General features: G+C 43.1%; 14 protein-coding genes. 1 reads left to right on the forward strand and 13 read right to left on the reverse strand.

The features are described from left to right. From Bovatus_RS14895 to Bovatus_RS14925, 7 genes are all read right to left on the reverse strand, one after another. On the reverse strand, positions 1-1,764 hold the full coding sequence (locus Bovatus_RS14895) for a glycoside hydrolase family 9 protein (protein WP_004298437.1): 1,764 nt from the start codon (positions 1,762-1,764) through the stop codon (positions 1-3). Positions 1,765-1,830: 66 nt separating this feature from the next. Continuing rightward, the gene (locus Bovatus_RS14900; protein ID WP_004298439.1) at positions 1,831-3,300 is read right to left on the reverse strand and encodes a glycan-binding surface protein; all 1,470 of its coding nucleotides are present in this window, start codon (positions 3,298-3,300) and stop codon (positions 1,831-1,833) included. A gap of 13 nt (positions 3,301-3,313) precedes the next feature. Then, a complete protein-coding gene (locus Bovatus_RS14905) occupies positions 3,314-4,942 on the reverse strand; it encodes a RagB/SusD family nutrient uptake outer membrane protein (RefSeq protein ID WP_004322979.1) in 1,629 nt (542 codons plus the stop codon). Between the two features lie 23 nt (positions 4,943-4,965). Then, a complete protein-coding gene (locus tag Bovatus_RS14910) occupies positions 4,966-8,139 on the reverse strand; it encodes a SusC/RagA family TonB-linked outer membrane protein (RefSeq protein WP_004298443.1) in 3,174 nt (1,057 codons plus the stop codon). 25 nt (positions 8,140-8,164) lie between these two features. After that, positions 8,165-9,673 carry a cellulase family glycosylhydrolase gene (locus Bovatus_RS14915; protein WP_004298445.1) on the reverse strand — a complete coding sequence of 503 codons (1,509 nt, stop codon included), beginning with the start codon at positions 9,671-9,673 and terminating at the stop codon, positions 8,165-8,167. A gap of 172 nt (positions 9,674-9,845) precedes the next feature. Continuing rightward, positions 9,846-11,426, reverse strand: a complete 1,581-nt coding sequence (locus Bovatus_RS14920) for a glycoside hydrolase family 43 protein (RefSeq protein ID WP_004298447.1) — start codon at positions 11,424-11,426, stop codon at positions 9,846-9,848. A gap of 168 nt (positions 11,427-11,594) precedes the next feature. After that, positions 11,595-13,184, reverse strand: a complete 1,590-nt coding sequence (locus tag Bovatus_RS14925; RefSeq protein WP_052587925.1) for a glycoside hydrolase family 43 protein — start codon at positions 13,182-13,184, stop codon at positions 11,595-11,597. Between the two features lie 284 nt (positions 13,185-13,468). On the opposite strand from Bovatus_RS14925, the gene Bovatus_RS14930 reads away from it, so the two are divergent. Further along, positions 13,469-15,829: a glycoside hydrolase family 3 protein gene (locus tag Bovatus_RS14930; protein ID WP_004298458.1), complete on the forward strand. Its 2,361-nt coding sequence runs from the start codon at positions 13,469-13,471 to the stop codon at positions 15,827-15,829. A 200-nt stretch (positions 15,830-16,029) separates the two neighbouring features. On the opposite strand, the gene Bovatus_RS14935 is transcribed toward Bovatus_RS14930, so the two are convergent. The 6 genes from Bovatus_RS14935 to Bovatus_RS14960 all read right to left on the reverse strand — a co-directional run bounded on the left by Bovatus_RS14935 (position 16,030) and on the right by Bovatus_RS14960 (position 24,897). Beyond that, positions 16,030-16,350 (reverse strand): hypothetical protein, encoded by a 321-nt coding sequence (locus Bovatus_RS14935; protein ID WP_004298459.1) that lies wholly within the window; start codon positions 16,348-16,350, stop codon positions 16,030-16,032. A gap of 110 nt (positions 16,351-16,460) precedes the next feature. Further along, positions 16,461-18,056 (reverse strand): glycoside hydrolase family 30 protein, encoded by a 1,596-nt coding sequence (locus Bovatus_RS14940; protein WP_004298461.1) that lies wholly within the window; start codon positions 18,054-18,056, stop codon positions 16,461-16,463. Positions 18,057-18,136: 80 nt separating this feature from the next. Further along, on the reverse strand, positions 18,137-19,144 hold the full coding sequence (locus Bovatus_RS14945) for a family 43 glycosylhydrolase (protein WP_004298463.1): 1,008 nt from the start codon (positions 19,142-19,144) through the stop codon (positions 18,137-18,139). Positions 19,145-19,212: 68 nt separating this feature from the next. Further along, entirely contained in the window at positions 19,213-19,887 is a 675-nt protein-coding gene (locus Bovatus_RS14950) for a DUF3823 domain-containing protein (RefSeq protein ID WP_004298466.1), read from the reverse strand. Positions 19,888-19,900: 13 nt separating this feature from the next. Continuing rightward, positions 19,901-21,751, reverse strand: coding sequence for a RagB/SusD family nutrient uptake outer membrane protein (locus tag Bovatus_RS14955; protein ID WP_004298468.1), 1,851 nt, complete (start codon positions 21,749-21,751; stop codon positions 19,901-19,903). Positions 21,752-21,765: 14 nt separating this feature from the next. Further along, a complete protein-coding gene (locus tag Bovatus_RS14960) occupies positions 21,766-24,897 on the reverse strand; it encodes a SusC/RagA family TonB-linked outer membrane protein (protein ID WP_004298469.1) in 3,132 nt (1,043 codons plus the stop codon). Positions 24,898-25,033: the final 136 nt, after the last annotated feature.

Raw genomic sequence — 25,033 nt, forward strand, 5'->3', positions numbered from 1 at the left:
TTATTTGACAGAATAAACAGCAAGCGCATCCAACGAAGAAGCTAATGCAACCAAAGCAGCGTTCCAGTTAATGGCTACTTCATTGGAAGCATACGAATCTTCCGTATCTACATACGACTCATCCGGACTGGCAGTAGGATAAAAAGCCCCGTCCTGCTGTCCTGGGTTAGGTCCTCCAACAAGAAATCCGGGAATAGGGTCTTCTATGTCGTCCGAAGCCGAAAGGCGGTGATGAGGATGCTTCGGACTCTTCGTTCCAAGCCCTGTCACATAACAGAAACCCGTTGCATTTCGCCCCAATATATAATCCATGTTTCTATAGGCATTAGTCAAATAAACGTCTTTGCCAGTCTGGAGATAAGCGTACATCAACGATACACCCTGATTCATACATTTCTCCGCAAGGCATCCCCAAAAGAAATCTTTAGCATCATTACCATAAGGAGCGTGAAATGGGGTCTGTTCGGCTCCTTCTATGACTTTATCCGCATATTTCAAAAGTTCCGTTTTCAATGAATCGGCAAAACGACGGTCGGCTTCATTTAACTCTCTGCCTGGTTGAAGCCATGCAAATATACCTAATGCGAACGTGTTGCCCCATCCCGGAGCTGTGTATATTTGGGGAGCCTTTTTTATTGCTTCTTCCCGGTATATCTCTTTTCCGGTTGAGAAATAGAGTTCGCTAGCCGCCCAGAAAAATTCATCGTCTGCATGTGTGTCACCATATTCTCCGGTAGCTATTGCCGGTTGATACTTCTGATTGAGCAGATTCTGATTATAATAGGCTTCCGGATGCTTTTCCGCCCAGGCATAAGCCTTCTCCGCTGCCAGTAGAGCACGTTTGGAGAATCCCGGATAATCTTCTTCATAAGAGGCAAACAGACGGGAGGACTGTGCCATGACTGCTGCAAAATCTAAAGCGGCAGTGACTGATTTCTGCACGACATAACGTTGTTGTTTACAGTCCACAGGTTTCACAAAACCTTCAAAAAAGGGGGTGGTCAGTTTATGATATACTCCTCCATCTTCGGGATCTTGCATTGTTAACATCCAATCCAAGTTAAATTGCATTTCGTCCAGTAAGTCGGGGGTATGGTTATTGCTCTCCGGGATATTTATCTTTTGCCGGGAGAAGTAATCCAGAAACAGCTGATAAATAGACTGCATCAAACCTATTGAATAACCGGAATTCACAATATACTTATTATAATCGCCGGCATCATACCAACCTTTGGAAGAAGAGACAATTGTTCCCGCAGGACGATCGGGGGAAGCAGCGCTGGGATGTATCAATACATGATTATCCGGATGCCCGGCCATTCTGTGCCACTGCCCTGCATATTGTTCTTCAATCGGCATTGCGGTACGCTGATAATAAAAAGACTTCAAAGCCGCGTCAGCCAGAGGAGATAATACACTGTCTTTTATTAGGAAAGTAACCGATGCTCCGTTCACCTTCAGTATATATTTTCCCGGAGTTGTTACAGCACTAAAATCCAGTGTTGTTCTTGTTTTATCCGACCATGCTGACTTTGCTGTATATAAAGATTTCCCGACAAACACTTGTTCACCGGAAACAGCATCCCATATTACAAACTCTTCAACTTTTCCGCTGTCTACTACAGCTATTTTCTCTTGATTGGGATAATAACCCAGTTGATTCAATCGGATAGCATCGTTTGGTATCACACTTGTTGAAGGAGTGCACGCAACCGCCAACCCACTCAATATCCCAAACAGAGCAATGTATCTTACTATTTTCATACAGTTACTAAAAAAGTAGGAGAAGGTAAACGGTTCGTTCTACCCTCTCCTATTTCATTCAAATCATTATTTTCTCACGATGCGGAAGTTATCGAAATAAACTTCAATAGTAGCTTGACTACTACCAGGGTTCGTTGCATATACGCCTATATGAGTAGAGTTCCTATTTAAAAAGTCTTGATATGTAGCATCTGCAACAACAGAAGATAAAGATACGGAACATTGCATCCACTTTCCAGTCTCTGTCTTTCCTGTAAAAGAACTCACTGGGACATACCCATTTAATGCAGCATCAAAGTTTTCACACATTGCGATTTGGAAAACAGGTCCGGTAAATACTTCTTTCACAAAACATTCAAACTGTAATTTCAAATCATCAATCGGTATATTTCCTGGAATGATGCTTGTATTTACCCATTGAGCGTTGGAATAACTTTGTTTCCACCAATAATTGGATGCACTCACTGTTCCGGTAATGCCTAGACAAGTTCCATTAGAAACATAAGGAGCTGACGAGCCATCTGCTACTACAAAACTGCAATCACCCCAAACATGACTACCGATTCCATCGTAATTCAATATCACATTTTCTAGAGGATAGAATATTTCTGCAGATTCTACCGTTCCTCCAATCGCAGTCACAGAAATATGGCCGGACTGGGTAGGAGCCTGTGGCAATACAAAACTAATCTCATCAAAAGTGTTTGAGGTTGTGATGTCCCCCACTGGAATGTCGAACTCACCGTTAATATTCACACGTGATACCTCAATAAAATTCTGTCCAGTAATAGTAACCGTGCTTCCTACGACTGGCATTGTCGAACTGACAGCAGTAACAACCGGTTTTGGACCATTCTTCTTAAACTCTGTAACCGCACTGCTCGTATAGCACTCTACCACAAGATATCCCTCTTCAAGCAGATTTGCCGGAGCTGTTAGCGTAATTTGACTATATTTGTTATTTACTTCATAATTTGTTATCTCCTGAACATCAACAGGGCGTGTCCCATCCTTTGCCGGTTGTTCAGTAGAAAGATAAACAGCCTGTACCTCATAGAAGTTACCACCGATCACAGTCATCTGGTCTCCCGGCTTTATAGGATAGGTTGCGGAAATACGGGTGATGTAAGGTGCAGGCGAAAGCACGTGCATATTGTAAGCTGCTACTCCATGCTCTGTTTCTATGCGAATTTCACCTTTCAACTCAGGATTTTGTCCTGTCAGTTCCAATTCATTAGGAACCGTTAATATGATACTTGTAGAAGTTACATAATTCCTGTTGAAACTAACCTCCTGATCATTGATATACACCTTTTGTGTTCCACCCAAATGTTCTCCGACTACAACAATCATTGTTCCCGGATTTACATCAGTAAAAGTACTATCAGCTTTAGCCGGATCTGTTACTCTTATATAATGAATTACCGGTATAGCATCATCGTCGTCATTCTGGCAAGAGACAACAGCCAAAAAGGGCAGGACTAACAACCCTATCAAGAACAATCTCGTATCTAAATATTTATATATTGATTTCATAAATTCTTCTGATTTATTCGTTAAATGTATAAGGAACCGGTGGTTCGTTCAATAACGGATTCTGGATGACATCAGATTCCGGATAAGGCAAGAAAATATCCTCTGCTTCAATATTGATAGTAAACTCCGGAGCTGTGTAATACTCAGGACCTTCAAGGAACGTAGTTCCATCCGTGTCATACTTCCCAAAATGCAATTTTCCGTCCTCATCTTTGATGATAGCATCCGTCCGGTACCCCCGCCACTGATTATTAAAGTAGTTAAGCATCTTGTCCGGTAAATAACGGAACCAAGTTACCATATCATACCAGTTTGAATATTCCATACCGAACTCAACACGGCGTTCGCGGATAATGTCATCCAACGTGATGGAAGACTTTTTATTAATCTTTGCACGCTCACGTACACGGTTGAAGAAGTAAAGACCACGACCGTCACTCAACGTAGAATTGTTACCCAGACAAGCTTCCGCATACGTCAAGTAGACATCTGCTAAACGCAAAATATAAGTATTAAGTGGCGAATTCATTTGTTTCACCTTACCGTCGTTATCGTCATCCGGCCCTCCCGGAACACCTTTTTTAATAGGAGAAGCAGTACCCTTATAAGTATAGCCACCATCTTTAATGCAAATATAAGAGTAATAAGAACCCTTGGTAAAAAAGGTAGCGTTCCTACGCAACGTATCTGCCAACTCGTATTGCTGAAGCATATCAATACTTCCATTATAGCTACTCCAACAATTGACACCACCCGTCACCTCGGTCGAGAATGCCAAATCAGACAAGAGGGTATTACATTCATACCACTCCCCCAACGGCACCCACTGCATAGCGAGCAGGGATTCCTGATTGTTATTGTTCTTATACTTGAAGAGATCTTCGTAGTTTGTCATCAAGTCCAACCCACTATTCTCACACACATCACTGGCATATTGACGGGCAAGTTCTAAATCACCTTCATCACGCGTACCACCATTGTTCCAGCCCGAACGTGCCAGATAAACCTTTGCCAATATCCCTTTTGCCGCCCACGATGTAGCCCGTCCTTTATCACTCTGCTCCGACAAATTATCGACGGCGTAATTCAAATCATTAATAATAAACTGAAATACATCTTCTTCACGATTGAGCGGACGAACGGGATTGTCAACCAACTTCTGGTTATCTTCAATGAGAATCACCGGGCCCCAAATGCGCAACATATAGAAGTATGCACATGCACGCATCAACCGGGCTTCTGCAATTGCCTTTGTCTTGGCAGCTTCGCTCACACTACCCTGTGTCTGCGTCTCTACCGCATTGATTACAGAGTTCGCCATCGTTACTACCGAGTAGAATCCACTCCATGCACCCGACAGATTTTCATCCAAAGCTGTCACTTGGAAAGTAACAAACTGCGGATAATTCCAGGGACTGTACATATCATTGGCACGCCCGCTACCGATAGGAACGATGGAACGTTGATTGTAATCAAACCATGCCCGATTGTAAAGCGGAGCGGTGGCTGCTTCTAACGCTTCGTCAGAAGTATAAAATGTAGCGTCTACATAGTTTCCTTCCGGTGCTCTATCCAGAAAACTGTCACTGCATGCTGCAAACAGCAGGGCGGTAGTTGCTATTACTAATAATTTACTTTTCATAAATATTCTCATTATTTGTCAGGTTAGAAACTAAGGTTAAGTCCGAAAGTATAAATCCGTTGTGAAGGATAACGGGCATTATCGATACCACGCGTCAGCACATCATAATTGTAAGCACCCACTTCAGGATCATATCCTTTGTACTTTGTAAAAGTGAATGCATTCTGGATATTCATATACACCCGTAGATTGTCAATATTGAGCTTACTTATCCACTTTTTAGGGAAAGTATAACCTAACGAGATATTCTTGATACGAAGATATGAACCGTCTTCTACAAAGCGGCTGCTCATACGGTTATTATCGTTAGCATTGGCAGCAGTGATGCGCTGTACTTGTGCCGAACCGGCATTCGAGACATAGACATTGGAAAGCGTAGTCGGTTGTGATGGATCGATCAGTTCCACACGGGCGATATTAACAGCTTCTTTCAACATTCCACTGTTGTTCATCGGATTGGTAAATTCTTTACGTAGCATATTCACCACTTTATTACCGTATACACCATTGATGAAAATATTCAGATCAAAGCCTTTATAAGAAAACGAGTTGTTAAAACCGTAAGAGAACTTCGGTTCGGGATTACCTAAATAGGTACGGTCTTTCTCATCAATAACGCCATTGTCGTCAATATCCTCATAAATATAGTCTCCTACCCATATCTCACTTTCAGAGATATTCTTTCCTTTTGGAATAGCCACTTTCACACGCTCACCATTTTTATCGAGAATATAATTACCGTAAGAATCCCGCTTGTAAAAGTCATCCTCCTTCGTAAACATGCCTATCACGTTATATCCGTAAAACTGTCCTATTGGCTGTCCCACCTCCGAGTAGGTGTAAGTCTCACTGTTGATAGTACCGGAAAGTCCTGCTGTCTCTGTGTAAAGCTTTGTAATCTCATTCCTATTAAATGAAATAGTCAGTCCTGATCTCCACATGAAATCATTTTTATTGATATTAACCGTATTCAACGTGAATTCCAGACCTTTATTGGTCATAGCACCCGCATTTACCCACGGTGAGGAAATAACACCGTTAACATAAGAAGGAAGAGATGCTTTCATTAACAGATTATCTGTGTTTTTGTAATATCCGTCAATAATCAGTTCTACCCGGTTACCAAAAAGATTAATGTCTAGTCCGGCATTCCATGCTTCAGTCTCTTCCCATTTCAAGTTTTCGTTTCCATAGTTCTCCGCATAATATCCGCTTCCCCAAATAGTTGCCACAGTTCTCATCTTTACACCATAAGCATAGTTTTCTGCCGCTTGATTACCAACCAATCCCCAACCCAGACGTAACTTCAAATTATCCAACCAAGAGACGTTCTTCAGGAATTTCTCATTCTTCAACTTCCATGCAAGAGCTGCCGATGGAAATATTCCCCAACGATTGTTCGGAGCAAACGTAGAAGAACCGTCACCACGTACAGTAAGTGTCAACAAATAACGGTCATCAAATCCGTAGTTAACACGACCGAAGTAAGATTCGATAGCAGAAGAACCTTTGGAACTACTATTCTTTGCGGTAAGTGAGCTACCCGCGTCCAGTTCGTGAACAGAGTTGAGAAAATAGTCACTCCGGGTGCCGGAAAGTGATTCCCAATTATTCTCCTGCGCTTCATGTCCCGCCATGGCAGTAATTTGATGTCGACCGAAAGTATTAGTATAAGTTAGATAAGTCTTTAATGTCCAGTTACTACCATTGCTGGCACTACGACTACCTAATGACTCTTGGGTATAAAGACCATAGTCATAAGACGGAGTATACTGATAATTGTTGTTATAATAATAATTGCCTGCATACTCAGCTCTGAACACTAATCCCTTGTAAAGTGTAATATCAGCAAAGAAATCCACATAGAGTTGTAATCCCTTTTCGTAGTTCTCACGCATCAGCGCTTCTGCTACCGGATTCGTAAAGTAAGTACCATACATGTTTTCTGACTGCATTCCCCATGAACCGTCAGGATTCTTCGCCGGTACTTCGGGCAACTGCTGTATCGCCGTGCGGATGATATTACCATTGTCGATCGTATTGTTCTGCTGCGTCTTGGCAACAGAAGCACGCAACCCGGTAGAGAGCCAGTTCGTTATCTTATTATCCATATTGACACGGGCAGAGAAACGTTCGAAGCTAGAACCGATACCGATACCATCCTGACTCAAATAACCACCCGAAAGTGAATAAGTAGTTCCCTCATTTCCTCCGGAGATATTGATCTGATGATTGTGCATAGATGCATTGCGGAAAATCTCATCCTGCCAGTTCGTCCCTTCTCCCAGTAAGCTGGGATCTTTAAACTCCTCACGGTCACCAAAGCCCAGTACTTGAGCGCGTAGATTTTGATATTCCGCATATTCGCGCAGATTTAAAACATCCAACTTCTTTGGTAATTGCTGCAAGCCATAATATCCTTCGTAAGAAACTTTTGTCTTACTGGCTTTACCCTGATTAGTGGTAATCAGTACCACACCATTGGAAGCTCTCGAACCATAAATAGCTGTAGCCGAAGCATCTTTCAGAATTTCCATAGAAACGATGTCCGAAGGGTTAATGGAAGACAGTACACTGGAGTTACCGTCCGTATTACCGGAAATCGCTACACCATCAATCACATACAGAGGTTCGTTACCATTCAAGGAATTGATACCACGAATACTCACAGAGATACCTCCACCCGGGGCTCCCGAATTTTGTGTAACGGAAACACCCGCTGCACGCCCCTGCAAAGCTTGGTCTAAAGAAGTAACAACAGACTTTTTCAGTTCATCTCCGGTCACGGAAACAACTGAACCTGTCAAGTCACTTCGTTTCATGGTTCCATAGCCGACAACTACCACCTCATCCAACGTTTTAGTATCTTCTTTCAGAACTACGTTAATGACAGGTTTTGTTGCAACAACCTGCTGTTCCATAAAGCCGATGTAGGAGAAGACCAGCGTCTGTCCGGTAGATACATTCAGCGTATACTTACCGTTCAAGTCTGTAATAGTTCCTGTCGACGTACCTTTCACTTGTACGCTTACCCCAATCAACGGTTCTCCGTCAGTCGCGGAAGTTACTATTCCGGACACCTTTAAGTTCTGTGAAGGAGCAGCCTCCAATATCGTTATTGGCAACCAAAGTAATATTGCCAACGCAAGACAGTACCAATGTACAAATGTACATTTTCCAAGAAAGTGTTTATTCATTGTACCTTATTTAAATGGTTAATATTCAATTTAATCCTTTCATAATCGCTGCTATGGATGCTGCATTATGCGGTTGTCCTGTAGTACGGTCAAACAGTTTTTCGGTATAGCCGGCATCCCAGTACAAGGGAACGAGCTTATTCTTCACACAGGTTTTCACTACATATTCGATATAGTCATTACGCGATTTCAAATGATTCTCCAAAGCCTCTCCGGTCAACTGGTCTCTTAATGTCGGACCATATTCGCCGATGATTACAGGAACATTATTATTGATAAATACATTCAGCGAACTTAAAGTAGCCTCTATGTCCCCCTCCTGTCCGGTAGCAGATACATCTCCACCTGCAAACGCAGCTCCCCATTGACTCTTGAAATTCTCATCGTTAGGCATGATTGTGAAATCATAAGGATCATAGTAATGACATTCCAGGAAAATACGATTTTGAACAATATCGAGCGGCATTGTGAAATGCGCGACCGCTTTCGCCACATCGGTATTATATGCCTGCACAATCAGATGACGGTAATGATTACGTCCTCCGGTAGCTCTAACCGTATTGACAAACACCTGATTGAAACCATTCTGTACCCGGTAATTCTCCTCTGTAGGCTGCGCACCGTTAGCGTCGTCATTATTCACCTCATTGGTTCCGGCAAAGAGCAGACGGTCGTCATAGTCTCTGAATCTTAAGGCGATCTGTTTCCACATCGCTTCCAGTCTTTCATCCAGAGCTTCTTTATTGGCATCTACCGGATGGTTCAGCCAGCCACCTTCCCAGTGGATATTGATAATAACATAGAGACCGGCATCAAGCGCAGCTTTCACGGCAGCCTCCACCTTATCCATCCATGCACTCTTAATCTTATACGTTGCCGCATCTTCAAACTGATGAGAATAAGCTACCGGTATACGCACGACATCAAAGCCCGCTGCTTTGATACCCTCGAAAAGAACCTTGTTCGGTGTAGGATTTCCCCAACACGTTTCATCGCCGGAAAGACTTCCGTCATTTCCCACAATCACCGCCTCAAATGTATTCCCTACATTCACTCCGGCTTTCATCAATGCCGACAGTTGCATGGAAGTCAAATCACGCATCCCTGTATTATCAGGTGCAATGTATTCATCGTATGCAGGTACGCTATATAGGGACTGCTTTACATTGATAATAATATCAGGAGCGCCACTCGCCGAAACGGTGACGGTAGCCGTCCTCTCTTTCTGCGTATCATTGGCCTCTACTGTGATATTTACATATTGTTTTCCTTCACCGATAGTATGTGAACTTTTACACCAACTTTCCGAAGTACTGATATGCCATTCGGCCGGACCGTCTATCTGAATAGTCTGCCTGCTTCCACGAGCGTCAAACTCCAGATTACGATATTCCTGTGCCACTTCCAGACTTCCTCCTTTTTCATCACTGTTGCTACATGATATAAAAGAGGTGGTGAGCAACACCAGCATAAATATGACTCGTTTAATACCCAATGGACTAAATAATCCATCACTAAATGACTGTTTTTCCATATTCTTCTATACTATTAGATTAAATTTAAAACCGTTAACCTTGCCTCATCAAAACACATTTGTTTTCTACACCACAAAATTATGTATTCGACATGTAACTTCACTTCTGTAATGTTATTCATATAGGGAGCGTTTTGGAAACGATGGGGTGAATTTGTTTTATAAAAGGGATTCATTTGTTTTCTCCCGGTTTCCCTTTATACTTAAAGTACTCAAAATCAGCATACGCCTTCGAATCTTTAGAAGCTGATGTAATGTAAAGCCCCAATACGACTCCGGTAAATCCGCCTGCTGTTTCAGTGCTTAGATAACGCGTGTTCATCTTACCCAGATCATGATATATTCCATTCACTTTATAACCAAAATAATAGTAATTGATATCCGACTTCACCACCAGTTCCACCTCACCATCCGTCGGTAGGGAAACTTCTTTGGCATAATGGGTAATCTCTCCCAGTTTATATCGCAAGCCAACAGAACGTTTCCGATCCTTATCCTGACGGACAAATAAATCGTAGTGAGAATGAAACTCCATAAAGACGGAAATTCCCGCTTCATCATTCACTCCCGCTTTCTGCAAGACTACCGGAGCGGATGCTTCCATATCAAAATGTTCCTGCCGCAAGGCGACAAAGGTAGGGCTTTTCCAATCGCTTAACGTAACGGGAGTCGCTATCAAACGAAGTTTTCCATCTTTGGTAAAAATATAATTCTTCGCTTCGGGATTCTGCAGATGAATCCATTCGGGAGAAAGCTTTCCTTCTTTAAAGTCTATTCGTTCCGGTCTGCCTTTCATTTCCTGTTGAGGCAGAGTAGGGACGTCCATCTTCAAAGAAATGGTTCCATTGCTATTGACTACAGGCCAGGCGTCCTTATCCCACCGCACCGGAGCCAGATACGTTTCACGTCCCAATGTATGATGAGTTCCCGGCATAATTCTGTATGCCAGACAAACCATCCACCAAGAACCATCGGTGCCTTCCACCAGATCAGCATGCCCTGTTCCCTGAATCGGACTGGATTGTCCCGATTCATTGGCATGGGTCAGAATAGGATTTGCCGGATTTCCCTGATAAGGCCCGTCAATGTAACGGCTGCGGGCAATGGTTACTTTATGTCCCAATTCCGTACCGCCCTCCGAAATCAGCAGATAGTACCAGCCGTCTTTCTTATAAATGTGCGGACCCTCGGCATATCTGCCTCCAGTGCCGTTCCATATTCGTTTGGAAGAAGAAAGCTGTTTGCCTGTCATGGGGTCAATCTCACACAGGTTGATGTATCCATCCGGATTACTGACCATAAAACATTTGCCATCCTCAAAATAAAGCGAAGGATCGATGCCTCCTTGCTCGAGCCAGACTGGTTCCGACCATTCACTACGGGGATCAGTAGTATGTACCAGGAAATTCCCCTTACCGGAGACATTAGTCGTAATCATGTAAAACACTCCATCATTGTAACGAATGGTAGGAGCGAAAATACCGCTTCCCGAATTAGCATTAGTCAGATCAAGCTGGGACGGACGGGTCAGACAGTTTCCTATCTGCTCCCAATGCACAAGGTCTTTACTGTGAAACAAAGGCACTCCGGGGAAATATTGAAAGCTGCTGTTGACTAAATAATAATCATCCCCTGCCTTGCAAACACTCGGATCGGGATGGAAACCGGGGATTACAGGATTACTGTAACCTTGAGCTGATGACTTGCATACGGAACAAAGCGAAATAAAAATAAGGAATAAAGCGTTTCGCATATTATATAATTTAAGAGTTAAACATCTTTTGCCAGCCGACGATACAAAAGTAGATGTTTTTCCCAAAGGAAATATGGTATTTCGTTCACACCCGGTCTGCCAAATGTTTTACCCATACGCACAGAATGTTTCCCTTTTGCGTATGATTTGTTTTCAACCCTCTTCAGCTTAGTCCAAGCAGCGAAAATCGAACCAGTCAAAGTCGGCCGGATTTGTATTTGCCTGCCCATTACCGGATGCATACATACCTATAAATACACCGGTAAATCCACCTACCACTTCATTGGAGACATCACGCGTGGAAGCTGTTCCCAATATAGCAGAAACGTGGGCTGCCTTTATCTCAAACGTATAGGTCGTCTCGGTGGCGGTGATGGATAAGATCACCTCTCCGGTAGCAGGAAGTTCTTTGCAGGTGGTATCGACCACTTTATCCTTCAAAGTTTTACGGATCATGGCAACCCGCTGTCCGTTCCGCTCCGTTATCAGCAGGTCATAATGATTCTTATCATCCGCTCTTACTACCAGTCCCGCCTCTTCATTTTCCACTTTCGGAATAAAGTTGACTTTTGCAGATGCAGTCAGATTGAAAGCAGCCTGCCGGCGGCCGATAAAAGAAGGAGAATCATTCGTTGTGAAGTTGATTGCTGTTCCTTTCAGACGCAGCGAACCCGGCTTCTCCGTCAATGACCAGAACGAATGAGCAGGATTGCGGATAAAAGTCCAGTCCAACCCCAGTGTTTCCTGATCGAAATCATCACGAACCGGTTGTTCCATCCAAACGTGTGACGGCAGGTTGGGGAAGAGATATGTTTCCTGTACGACACCATCTTTACCCACCTTAGGCCAGCCGTCGGCATCCCACGTCACAGGTGCTAGGAACGTTTCACGCCCTAAATGCTGGTACTTGCCGTTCACTGGTCTTATTCCCAGACAAACTGCCCACCAGCTTCCATCTTTCAGTTGGACGAGGTCGGCATGACCTATCGCCTGGAAAGGATGATCGGGACAGTTCATATTCGAAAGGACAGGATTTACAGGACTGGGCTCATACGGTCCCCAAGGGGATTTACTCCGTTGTATGACTTCCCGATGCTCGTAGCCCGTTCCTCCTTCGGCAGACATGATATAGTAATAATCGCCTATCTTATAGAAATGAGGTCCTTCCGGTGAAGAGCCTCCCAGACCGGAAGCTACTTTTCTCAAAGCTTCCACAAACGTTCCGGTTTCGGGGTCCATCACTCCCAACAGGAAGCTGCCTTGATTATCCGGACTCAAAAAGTACATCTTTCCGTCGATAAACTCAATAGACGGATCTACATACCAGTTCCCCACCCATACCGGATCAGACCAGGGACCTGCAGGATTCTTTGCCGTCACATAGAATACTCCTTGCGAACCTTTTCCTCCATAGTTCGTGCCAATCACATAGAATGTACCGTCATGGTATCGTAACGTCGGAGCATACTGTCCGCCGGTGGAGGCATTGCATCCCATCAACGGATTATTTTCCGGGCGGGACAGGGCATGACCGATCAGTTTCCAATGAACAAGGTCTTTACTATGATAAACCGGCAGACCGGGAAAATATTCAAAGGTAGAAGTAACCAAGTAAAAATCATCTCCCACCCTGCAAATGCTCGGGTCGGGATTCATTCCTGTGATAATGGGGTTCCTGAATGTCTTTTGTGCGAGGGAGACATTAGCCATCCATAATCCGATTAAGATTAATAAAAGTCTGCAACTGTTCTTCATCATTCTTATTTTTAAAGTTTGTACTGATGGCAAAGTTCACCATAATCCGGCAGAAACAAGGTTCGTTATGTTTCAAGGTGCGGAACGTTTTCTTTCAGGATAGCGTTTTTCGTTTCAAATATAAGGCAATAATGTTACATTCGGAAAGTCTCGCAAGGCATAGAAGAGAATAGAATGTATTTTATTGGGGCATGATTTGTATTCAATTGCATTTCGCCCTTTCGGGTGAGTGCAATTCTTCCTACATTTGTAATAGAATTAAAGTCTCACTCTAAAAATATCAACTCATGAAAAACATTAAGAAAATGGTATTAGTATCAGCCTTTGCCGGTACTTGTCTTACGCCTCATGCACAGACTGCCTCTCCTGTCATCCCGACCGATCCGGCTATTGAAACTCATATCCGGGAATGGCTTCAGAAAATGACTCTCGAACAAAAAATCGGTCAGATGTGTGAAATCACGATTGATGTGGTATCCGATCTTGAAACCAGTCGTAAGAAAGGATTCTGCCTTAGCGAGGCAATGCTCGACACGGTTATCGGTAAATATAAAGTAGGTTCACTGTTGAATGTTCCTTTAGGGGTAGCACAGAAAAAGGAGAAGTGGGCGGAAGCCATCAAACAGATACAGGAGAAATCGATGAAGGAGATCGGTATTCCCTGCATCTATGGGGTAGATCAGATTCATGGAACGACTTACACATTGGACGGAACGATGTTTCCGCAAGGCATCAACATGGGAGCCACCTTCAACCGCGAGCTAACGAGAAGAGGTGCCAAAATCTCCGCTTATGAAACGAAAGCAGGCTGCATCCCCTGGACGTTCGCCCCGGTAGTCGACTTAGGCCGCGACCCGCGCTGGGCACGTATGTGGGAGAACTATGGTGAAGATTGTTATGTAAACGCAGAAATGGGTGTATCGGCCGTGAAAGGTTTTCAGGGAGAAGACCCGAACCGTATCGGAGAATACAATGTAGCTGCGTGCATGAAGCATTATATGGGTTACGGTGTACCTGTTTCCGGTAAAGACCGTACTCCATCTTCCATCTCACGCAGTGATATGCGTGAAAAACATTTCGCTCCTTTCCTTGCCGCTGTACGTCAGGGTGCATTGAGCGTAATGGTAAACTCCGGCGTTGACAACGGACTGCCTTTTCACGCCAACCGTGAGTTGCTGACCGAATGGCTGAAAGAAGACTTGAACTGGGACGGACTGATTGTTACAGACTGGGCGGACATTAACAATCTCTGTACCCGGGATCACATCGCTGCCACCAAGAAAGAGGCTGTCAAGATTGTCATCAATGCTGGTATCGACATGTCGATGGTTCCTTATGAAGTGAGTTTCTGCGATTATCTGAAAGAGTTGGTTGAAGAAGGAGAGGTATCTATGGAGCGTATCGATGATGCAGTAGCCCGTGTGTTGCGTCTGAAATATCGTCTGGGATTATTTGACCATCCATATTGGGACATTAAGAAGTATGACAAGTTCGGTTCTAAGGAATTTGCAGCTGTTGCCCTGCAGGCTGCCGAGGAATCGGAAGTGTTGCTAAAGAATGACGGAAATATCCTGCCGATAGCGAAAGGCAAAAAGATTCTGCTGACCGGTCCGAACGCAAACTCGATGCGTTGTCTGAACGGCGGATGGTCGTATAGCTGGCAGGGACACGTTGCTGATGAGTATGCGCAGGCATATCATACCATCTACGAGGCTTTGTGTGAGAAATACGGAAAAGAGAATATTATCTATGAACCGGGAGTGACCTATGCTTCTTACAAAAACGATAATTGGTGGGAAGAAAACAAACCGGAAACTGAAAAACCTGTGGCAGCGGCAGCACAAGCGGATATTATCATCACCTGCATCGGTGAAAACTCTTATTGCGAAACTCCGGGCAACCTGACGGATCTTACCTTATCAGAAAACCAGCGCAATCTGGTAAAAGCTCTGGCCGCTACGGGCAAACCTATTGTCCTGGTTCTGAATCAGGGACGTCCACGTATTATCAACGATATAGTGCCTTTAGCTAAAGCGGTTGTCAACATCATGTTGCCAAGCAATTACGGTGGTGATGCACTTGCTAACTTATTGGCCGGTGATGCCAACTTCAGTGGAAAAATGCCGTTCACCTATCCCCGACTTATCAACGCTTTGGCAACTTATGACTACAAGCCTTGCGAAAACATGGGGCAAATGGGAGGTAACTACAATTATGATTCGGTGATGGATATTCAATGGCCGTTCGGTTTCGGATTAAGCTATACGAATTATAAGTACAGCAATTTAAAAGTAAATAAACCGACTTTTAATGCTGACGACGAACTGATATTCACGGTTGACGTAACCAACACGGGCAAAGTTGCCGGAAAAGAGAGTGTGTTATTGTTCTCTAAGGACTTAGTGGCAAGCAGCACACCGGACAATATCCGTTTACGAAACTTCGAAAAGGTTTCTCTGGAACCGGGAGAAACAAAGACGGTTACGCTGAAACTGAAAGGAAGCGACTTGGCATTTGTGGGATATGACGGTAAGTGGAGACTGGAAAAAGGAGATTTCAAGATTAAATGCGGTGACCAATGGATGGATATTGTATGCGATCAGACAAAAGTATGGAATACTCCGAATAAGAATACGCTCCACAAATAAACCTCTTTTTATATATTTCTATATAAACATCTTCATATAGGATCTTCTTCTCATATAAAAATACACATTCCTCTATCACCTATCATTTTGCTGACATCAGCAAAATGGTATTCCTGACAATAAATGAGAGATACCCTGCGACGAGGTATCTCTCATTGCCTATATCATCCATCAATAAGACCTAAATTCAATTATTCTTATTAATCAAATTGATTACTACCTTCACCATCACGTCCTTTTCTTCCGTCCGGCTTTCGGCAATCATTAACGTAAGTGCTACAAACGTATTGTTGGTCATTATCGCTACCCACATGTGCGAATTTTGCACACGTGATATCACGCTCCAACTCTCCTTCCCGATATACATTATTTATATGTCTACCGATGACAGTTCTATCCTTCTGGAATAAGTCTGCCATTTGCGCCTGCGTCAGCCACACCGTCTCATTCTCCAACTTTACATCAATGGAAGTTTTCCCATCCTTTGTCTGATAAATGACAATATTTCCTCTATTGTCCATAAAAGACCTCCTTGTTTATGCATTGCGTCCGTCCATTACCTTCGTAGTAATGGACGGACACACAAATGTACAACTTTCAAAAAGAAATAAAAATACAAAGCCGTTTTTAATTATTTGCTCTGAAGCGTTATAATAGAACGTGCCGGAATCTGAACAATCTTTCCACTTTTCACTGTCCCCACCGGAAGCAAATCTTCCCCTTCTTTATCTGAAGTACAATAAATCTGCCATTGTGCATTTCCTACTTTTCTTTTATGAATAGAAAACTCTTTTTCTTCATTGGCATAATTAATCACTACCATCACATACGTTCCGTCTACATTCTTATAAGCAGAACACATCAATCCCTGCTGATCGGTGTCGCCATCAGGAATCAAAGCGTCTGTTTGATCGAAAGCCGAAACGGACAACCGGACTGCCCCCGGACGAATAAAACGACTATAATTACCTAAAGCCCACATCAGTTTGGAGTCTTCCACTCTGCCATCCAGGAAGTTATCATCCGTAGTATATTCGCGAATCAATCCATCCTTATAATCACCACCAATAGCACGCCACCATTGCCAGCTTTCAGCTTTGGCATACACAATATCGTGATGAATGATACGTGCCACATAGAGTGCTGTTTTCATCGTATGGTCGAAACCATTTCCACCACCAATTTCTTCATCATTGCCCATGATGCAGGTTTCTGTTTGCCAGAAACCAACTTGATGTTTATCTAATGTATCCCGTAGCTGGCAGCGGATATTACGTAATTCACTTAACGGAGTCGTTGTCCAATAACTATGACCGAGCATCAGGCGGGGAACATTCGGAGTATCTCCCAAATACGTATCCACACTATCCGGACAGAAGAAAGCCTGAATCTGATACCCCCGTTGCCAATCCGTTTCGTGAGTGCGGAACATACAACGATAATCGGAAGACTCATTGACCATAATCTGTGTATCCATGTTCCGGTCTACAAACTCTTTGCTCAACAGACGAACGGTGCGGGCTATTTCCCTGTTCGTTGCCGGACAGCCTTCCTGCTTCGGACCGACCCAGTTCCAGTGTCCGTCCGGCTCATTGAAAGGACAGATATAGTTGAACTTGATGCCATCGTGTTGTTCTACTCCCTGCACTACATCAGCCAGAAAACGAGCGTACTTTTCATAACAATCCGGTTTCAGGTTCGCCGTACCTCCACGGCCGGTGTTGGTAGCCAATCCGTTCTGTGTGTAATATACGGGAGGAGAGTTCAGGAAAGCCAGAAATTTGCTGACTCCCCGTTCTTTAGCCAGTTTCAGAAAGTTGCGTTGACCTTGTTGCTTGTTCCAGTCGTATGTTCCGTCGGGATTCAGGAAACATTCGGCACGCATCCAGGGGGAAGCAATTTGACTGTCCTCTCCTTGCTCCGTGCTACCTGCTCCGACATTGAAACGCCAGAGTGACAGTCCGATACCTTTCGGTTGTCCGTTGGCGTCATTCTCCGTGCTGAACAGCCAGTCGGCTATTTGGTTTTGTTTCTCCTGCGGCCAAAGCCCGATGAATTGCATACTCCAGGCATCGGAAGCACTAAAGTATGCCATCGTCTGACAGGGTTGGTCTGTTTCTATCTGATAACGTATATTGGGGGCAGGTTGGGAACATCCACCTGCCGCACCGGCTATTGAGAAGAAGCCTAAAGCGGCTAAAATCTTTTTACCTTTCATCCTATTCATCTAAAATCTTTAATTATTCAAATCACACAATACGGTTCTAAAAACATACAAACAATCTATTGAAATCCGAAAAGATATAACTAACGGGTGGGTATTACTTGTTTAATGCTCCCATCTTCATTAAATTCCATGCGATCTATGCATACTTCACGATGAACACCGGGATCACTCTTCAGATAATTCTTATTAATGCGATGATAAACAATATACCACTTATCAGTACCGGGAACTTGCAAGATGGAATTATGAGCAGGGCCATATATTTCCTTTTCCGGGTTTTGGATCAATACGACAGGGTTCTTAGCTACTTTAATCGGTCCCAAAGGTGATGTCGAAGTGCCATAAGCTACATGATAATTAGGAGAGCCGGTATCGTCTACCGACCACATGAAATAGTAAAGCCCGTTACGATAAAACACATAAGCAGCCTCACGGTAAGCATAATCCTGTAGCGTTCCTCCTTCGGGAGTCATCACCGTGATAGTCTCTTTCTTAATTGAAATCATATCATCATTAAGCTCTGCACCTGCCATATAACCGTTTCCCCAATACAAATATGACTTCCCCGAAGCCGGATCGGTGAACACGTCCACATCAATCTGTTGCCCGTGTCCTGTAGGTGAATCTGTTATAATAGGATGTCCCAAGTCAACAAACGGTCCGGCAGGCGAATCACTTATAGCCACTCCGATCTGCTTTCCTCCTCCTGCTTTAGGATTTCCACTGTAATAAAAGAAATATTTATATTGATCTCCTACTAACTTTTCCTCTATACATGGCGCCCACGCATTACCATCCGCCCAAGGTACCTGATCTGATTTTAAATCCAGCATCACTCCTTCGTCCTTCCAGTTCTTCAGATCGACAGACGAAAAAACAGTAAAATACCAACCACCCCATCCAGGCTGACCGTCTGTGGTAGAATAAATGTAGTACTTCTTTGTCTTATTGGAATACAAAATTTCAGGATCGGCATGAAAACCCGGCAATATAGGATTATTGGATTGTGAAAAAGCAGGGAACGTTACTGCTAACATCAGACCGAACGCAATTAGAGTTTGTTTAATCGTTACTATCATTATTTTCATTCATTAGATAAAGGGGGAAATATCAGGTTGCGATACTTCCCCCTCAAGTATTATATTCTTGATACTATTTATTTCAATGCTACCTTAATAGACTGACTATAGCAATATTCTGATGATTTGTCCGATTTGACTCCCACACGGGCGTAAAGATACGATTCGTTTACCAAACCACTCGGGATTTCAATTTCAGCTGTGTTTTCTTGATCGAGTGAAACAGTATTACCCAACTTCAACTCTGCTTCTTTCTGCTTCTCATCCGTCAGGATACCTGTACCCAGATAAATACCTACATTTTCCATATTGGCATTGGCAACCACTTTGTTAATGGTGAAACGTGCTGTAATCTTATTACCGTTTTTGGCAAATGACACGTTTCTGACAAAGAAATACGGCGTCACAGGAATATCCTGCACTGTGTTTCCTCTTACGGTAATATAGATCGTATCATTAGAAGGTCTTTCCCAAGGTGCATTGCCCATACGCACCAATTTGTAATCACCATTGAAAAGGGACACGGAATAACTTCCATCTTGGGCAATATACACCGGAATAGAACCTTTCAGAGCATAACCATCCTGAAACAAAGCAAATTCGGAACTTCCGCTTCTAACCCCTACTGCCTCACCGTCATAAATAGCTTTTCCGGTTAATGTGGCTTTAGGTTCCTCAAAGTTGTCGTAGCTGCAACTGCTTACTGCCAACAAACAACATATCATAATAAAGAAAGGTATAATCTTTTTCATAATCTCTTATTTTTTATTGGAATGGATTTTTAACAATCGTCGGATTGTTATTAATTACATCATCAGCAATGAATGAATAATAGTTGGACTGCTGGAAGGTTCTTGCCACCTTGAAACGTTCGGATCTGGTCTTTACGAAAATGTACTTGTCCTGATCCTGTGTTCCCGGTTTTGCCACTGCAATACGATAAGGATATAAACCATATACGATAGCTTTATCATTATCAGTATTTCCGTTCCAGGTAATATCAGCTATTCTCCATCGTTTCATATCAAAATAACGGTGATCTTCGAAAGCCAGTTCCACACGACGTTCGTTCTGAATCTTTTCTATTGTCAGGCTTGTTAAGCTGTTGGCCGGGAAACCGGCACGCTGACGCAAACGGTTGATGTAGGGTAAAGCTGTCGGTTCGTCATTCAATTCGAAAGCAGCTTCGGCGGCATTCAAATAGATTTCACCCAAACGGAACCAAGGCCACCAGTTTTCAGCGTAGTTACGGAGAGTGTAACCGGATGCCTCACTGATAAACTTACGGATGTAGAATCCGGTGTTGCTCACATTAGGACTGTTGGTTTGAGGTCCGTCCTGCCCGACAAAAGTTTTATTATCTTCATAAAAACTTCCCAATTTCGAGTCTGTCAGTAAATCATAAGAACCGGTCTTATCGTTCCAAACTGCTACTCCTGCCTGAATATCCACATCTTGATTTCTGAACTTGGAACCCGGATAGATAATCGTACCATACAAACGTGCATCCTTATTAGCAAAAATATCGCTTGGAGTGTCATATACTACATAATCATTACCATTTTTATAATGTAACGTTCCCGGAGTTCCATCCAGATAATCGAAAGCCTCTACCAATCCTAGTGACGGGCCGATGCAAGAAGAGTTGTCGTTATCCTCTCTTAAATGATGAACTACATTATCATAACCGAAGCTATGCACCTTCAGAGGATTCTTATAATCTTTCACCCAAATTGCTTCCTTATTCAGGGTCTTGTCCATAAGCATCTTGTAGAAGTTCACCCCTTTATCTGACTCCTTCTCATAAAGTTCATATCCACCTTTTGTGATAATCTCTTGCGAAGCTGTCAATGATTTGCGATAGTAATCATCTGCCATATCGGACGGAATGCCCACTTCTCCACCGGAAGTCACAATATTAGGAGTTTTCAGCGCGTTGTACTTAGCGATAGAACCGGCATACAACATAGCGCGACTTTCCAACGCTAACGCTGTGTAATAGTTGGCACGAGTCTGACTGCCTTTATTACCCAATTGCGACTTAATCGCTTCACATTCACTATATACAAAATCATATATTTCGTGTTCCTTTGCACGCGGATTGCGTAAATAAGAAGGATCTCCGCTAAAGTCATACTCCAAAGTCGTTGTAATCAATGGTACACCACCCATACGTCTTACAAGCTCAAAATAAACGTAGGCGCGGATAAAACGGAACTCTGCTTTGAACTGAAGTTTCTCATCTGCCGAAATATCGGTCCCATACTTATCGATATTCTCAATAGACATATTGATGTCACGTATCAGTCCGTAATCCCACCAGCGTCCGTAGTCGTTTCCATAACGCAGTTCGTTACGATAATTCTGATCTAATGTACCACAATACATCGCATCGTCTGTTTCACACATACCACCGGTATTGAAATCACCGTGCAACTGCGGAATACGATTATAAAGATTGGCCAACTGCGATTTAATCATGTTCGGATCATTCCATACCAACTCATTAGTAAGAATGTTTTTGGGTTCTCTTTCGAACCAACTGTCACCACAACTCGACAACATGGAGGTGATGGCAGCTCCCATCAGAAGTATTTTTATAGATTTGCTTTTCATGATCACTTTCGTTTTTAGTATGTAATATTAAATCCAAGGAGGAATGTACGTTGTTGCGGATATACCACTGCAGCTGCGGCAGTAATTTCAGGATCGACTCCAAACTTACCCACATTGTCGAACGAACACAAGTTAGAAACATTCGCATAAACACGTACCTTCTGTGCACGGATCGGTCTCAACAGTTGAGCCGGCAAGCTGTAACCCACTTCCAAGTTCTTGATACGCAGATAGCGTACATTGTGCAACCAAAAGTCACTATTCTTATTGTTATAGCTGAATTCACCTTTACGGATGGCCGGATAACGTCCCGGTATCCATTCACTATCCGGATCATACAAGTCGGCACGATGCCAACGGTCTTCCAACAAATAAACCGGAGAGTTTCCGTTGCCATGATATGCATTGGCCAACTCATAGTTCTGTCTCCATCCTTGCATAGCACCACCGGAAAGGTCGATATTCAAGTCAATGCCCTTCCACTGCAAACCGATATTACCACCAAATGACATGATAGGTGCCCAGCCTTCAGGATAACCGATAGGACGCTCATCCATACCATTGATGATGCCATCACCATTCACATCTTTATAGATAAAGTCACCAGGAAGCAGGGTGCGGTTATTATTTCCATCCAGGTTTACCGGATAATTACGAATTTCTTCTTCCGACTGGAACTGGCCGATTACCTGATATCCCCAATAAATACCTCCCCAACGACCTTCTGCAGAATTGCGATATTCATCCCAGGAGTTATTAAAACGTGGTTTGTAAGTCTCAATACTTTTGTAACGTGAGAAAGTAAAATTACCGCTTACGGTATAATTCAAATCACCGATATGGTCGGTCCATGTAACCATACCCTCCGCACCGATATAAGCTTGTTTATTCAAGTTTTCATTAGGTAACGAATAGCCTACTTCGCTCGGAAGCAATACATCATAGCGGGCAGCCGGCACACCAGTAATATCCTTACGGAAAGCATCGGCTGTGATCTTCAAACGATTATTGAACATGGTCAGGTCAAAACCGATATTCGATGTCGTATTCTTAGTCCAGGATAAGTTTGTAATAGGTAATCCTCTTTGGTTCAATCCGGTAACCAGCTCGCCATCCAATACAGCATTACCATTATTCCAAGTATAACCACTCAAGTAATCGAACAACTTTACATCTTTTTCTGTACCTGTCTGACCGATAGAAGCACGAATCTTTAAATCATCTACAACTGGTCTCAACTTTTCAAAGAATTTCTCTTCCGAGATTCTCCAACCGATAGATACACCCGGGAAGAATCCCCAACGATTATTCGCTGCATAAAGATAAGAGCCATCATAGCGAGCCAATAATTCAATCAGATATTTGTGAGCAAAATCGTAATTGATACGACCAATCCATCCGGCACGTGCCTCGTAACTCCATTCATCACCGAAACTGTTAAGTTCATCGAACTGCAATAGCGGCAAATAGTCGGTAGAAGGTTCTGTTCCATAAGTCTTCTTAGTCCAATCGTAATCGGAGGCTTCATAACCCAAAACAGCCGAAATATTGTGGTTCTTAATCTGTTTGGCATAATTCAATTGTAACTGCATATAACGCGCAGGAACGCTACGATCAATTTGACTTCTCCAACGTCCTACGGCAGGAGTTCCATTATAAGTATCTTTCTCTTTATCGTAGGTATAAATCTGATAAGCATATTGATAACCGTCAAAACGACTGTTAGTATAATTGTACGAGAAAGTAGCCTTTGCAGTCAAACCAAATGAGAAATCATACTGCGCATAAGCATTGATATTGGCATTACGAGTCAGATTATCTTTATAGCCGGCAATATCACGGCTGAAAGCTGCCGGATTGTAACCATTCTCATGTACATTATTGATATACTCCGGATTATCATTAGCATAAGGACTTTCAATCGGTTGCATTTTGAACATAGACAAAATAGCCGAATAATATCCATCACCGCCAGGCAAACCTACATCTTCGGTCTTTTCGTATTTACCGCTGATCTGTGCACCGATCGTAAAACGATCTGTAATCTTTGTATCAATATTCAACTGAAGGTTGGTACGTTCGTATTTGAAGTCGCGCATCATGGCATCCTGTCCGGTATGGGCTACAGAAAGGTAGTAATTGGTCCTTTCAGAACCACCCGTCACGTTAGCGTTAATGTGGTACTGTGGCACATTTTTTCTCATCACCATATCATAATAGTCATAACTCTTATATCCCGGTTCCGTACCGGCTTCCCATTTCGCCAGTTCTTCGGGGCTATATAGCTTGCTTGGATCTTCGCCTCTGTTCTGCGCTGCTTCAGCCAACCCTCTTACATATTGTCCTGCATTTGCCAGTTTCGGGAAACGGGTCAGGTTTTGCCAGCCATAATATCCATTTACATTGATACTTACCTTATCATTCTTTTTACCTTTCTTGGTGGTTACCAAAACCACACCATTTGATGCACGCAAACCGTAGATAGCAGCAGAAGCATCCTTCAAGACTGTGATACTTTCAATATCTTCAATGTTTAGAGCATTAAAGACATCACTACCGGAAACATCCGATACCTGCAACCAGTCACGACTATTCATACCTCCATAAGGAATACCATCAATTACAAACAGCGGACTACCCATATTACGAATTTCGAGATTAATTCCCCTACCCGGACGAGCATCCACAGCACGTGTAGATACACCTGCTATTTTACCGGACAACGCTCCGGCAGTGGTGGTAGAAACAGAACGTGTCAACGCATCAGACTTGACATCACTGATTGCTCCGGTCAAACTTTTCTTGGTTTGTGTACCATAACCTACCACTACAACTTCATCCAAAGTTTCGGTATCTTCTTCAAGAACAATCTGAAGACGTGCCTTTTCGCCAATCTTCACTTCTTTAGTCTTATAACCAATAAACGAGACTGCCAGTGTTCCATTCTTATCATCTACATTGATTGTAAAATTACCATCGATGTCTGTAATTGTCCCATTAGAAGTTCCCTTTACAGTTACATTGGCACCAATGATATCCTCTCCCCTTACATCAGCTACATGTCCTGTAACTTGTGTTTGTGCAAATGCAACAGCAGACAGAAACAGCTGTATGATACATATGCATAAGATTCTTAAATACCTCATAAATTAGAATTTAAAGATTAAACATTTTTTGTTGTTTTTTCGAACACAAATATACGTCATTGATATAGACTGAATAAACAAAAATCATGCAGAAGAACTACACAAATCATGCAATGAACGATTTGTATACTCTAAA

The organism is Bacteroides ovatus, assembly GCF_001314995.1.
GTDB lineage: Bacteria > Bacteroidota > Bacteroidia > Bacteroidales > Bacteroidaceae > Bacteroides > Bacteroides ovatus.

Excerpts from the sequence above, each read along its gene's own strand:
- Bovatus_RS14895 (WP_004298437.1), bottom strand. The coding sequence starts at position 1,764 with ATGAAAATAGTAAGATACATTGCTCTGTTTGGGATATTGAGTGGGTTG.
- Bovatus_RS14900 (WP_004298439.1), bottom strand. The coding sequence starts at position 3,300 with ATGAAATCAATATATAAATATTTAGATACGAGATTGTTCTTGATAGGG.
- Bovatus_RS14905 (WP_004322979.1), bottom strand. The coding sequence starts at position 4,942 with ATGAAAAGTAAATTATTAGTAATAGCAACTACCGCCCTGCTGTTTGCA.
- Bovatus_RS14910 (WP_004298443.1), bottom strand. The coding sequence starts at position 8,139 with ATGAATAAACACTTTCTTGGAAAATGTACATTTGTACATTGGTACTGT.
- Bovatus_RS14915 (WP_004298445.1), bottom strand. The coding sequence starts at position 9,673 with ATGGAAAAACAGTCATTTAGTGATGGATTATTTAGTCCATTGGGTATT.
- Bovatus_RS14920 (WP_004298447.1), bottom strand. The coding sequence starts at position 11,426 with ATGCGAAACGCTTTATTCCTTATTTTTATTTCGCTTTGTTCCGTATGC.
- Bovatus_RS14925 (WP_052587925.1), bottom strand. The coding sequence starts at position 13,184 with ATGATGAAGAACAGTTGCAGACTTTTATTAATCTTAATCGGATTATGG.
- Bovatus_RS14930 (WP_004298458.1), top strand. The coding sequence starts at position 13,469 with ATGAAAAACATTAAGAAAATGGTATTAGTATCAGCCTTTGCCGGTACT.
- Bovatus_RS14935 (WP_004298459.1), bottom strand. The coding sequence starts at position 16,350 with ATGGACAATAGAGGAAATATTGTCATTTATCAGACAAAGGATGGGAAA.
- Bovatus_RS14940 (WP_004298461.1), bottom strand. The coding sequence starts at position 18,056 with ATGAATAGGATGAAAGGTAAAAAGATTTTAGCCGCTTTAGGCTTCTTC.
- Bovatus_RS14945 (WP_004298463.1), bottom strand. The coding sequence starts at position 19,144 with ATGAAAATAATGATAGTAACGATTAAACAAACTCTAATTGCGTTCGGT.
- Bovatus_RS14950 (WP_004298466.1), bottom strand. The coding sequence starts at position 19,887 with ATGAAAAAGATTATACCTTTCTTTATTATGATATGTTGTTTGTTGGCA.
- Bovatus_RS14955 (WP_004298468.1), bottom strand. The coding sequence starts at position 21,751 with ATGAAAAGCAAATCTATAAAAATACTTCTGATGGGAGCTGCCATCACC.
- Bovatus_RS14960 (WP_004298469.1), bottom strand. The coding sequence starts at position 24,897 with ATGAGGTATTTAAGAATCTTATGCATATGTATCATACAGCTGTTTCTG.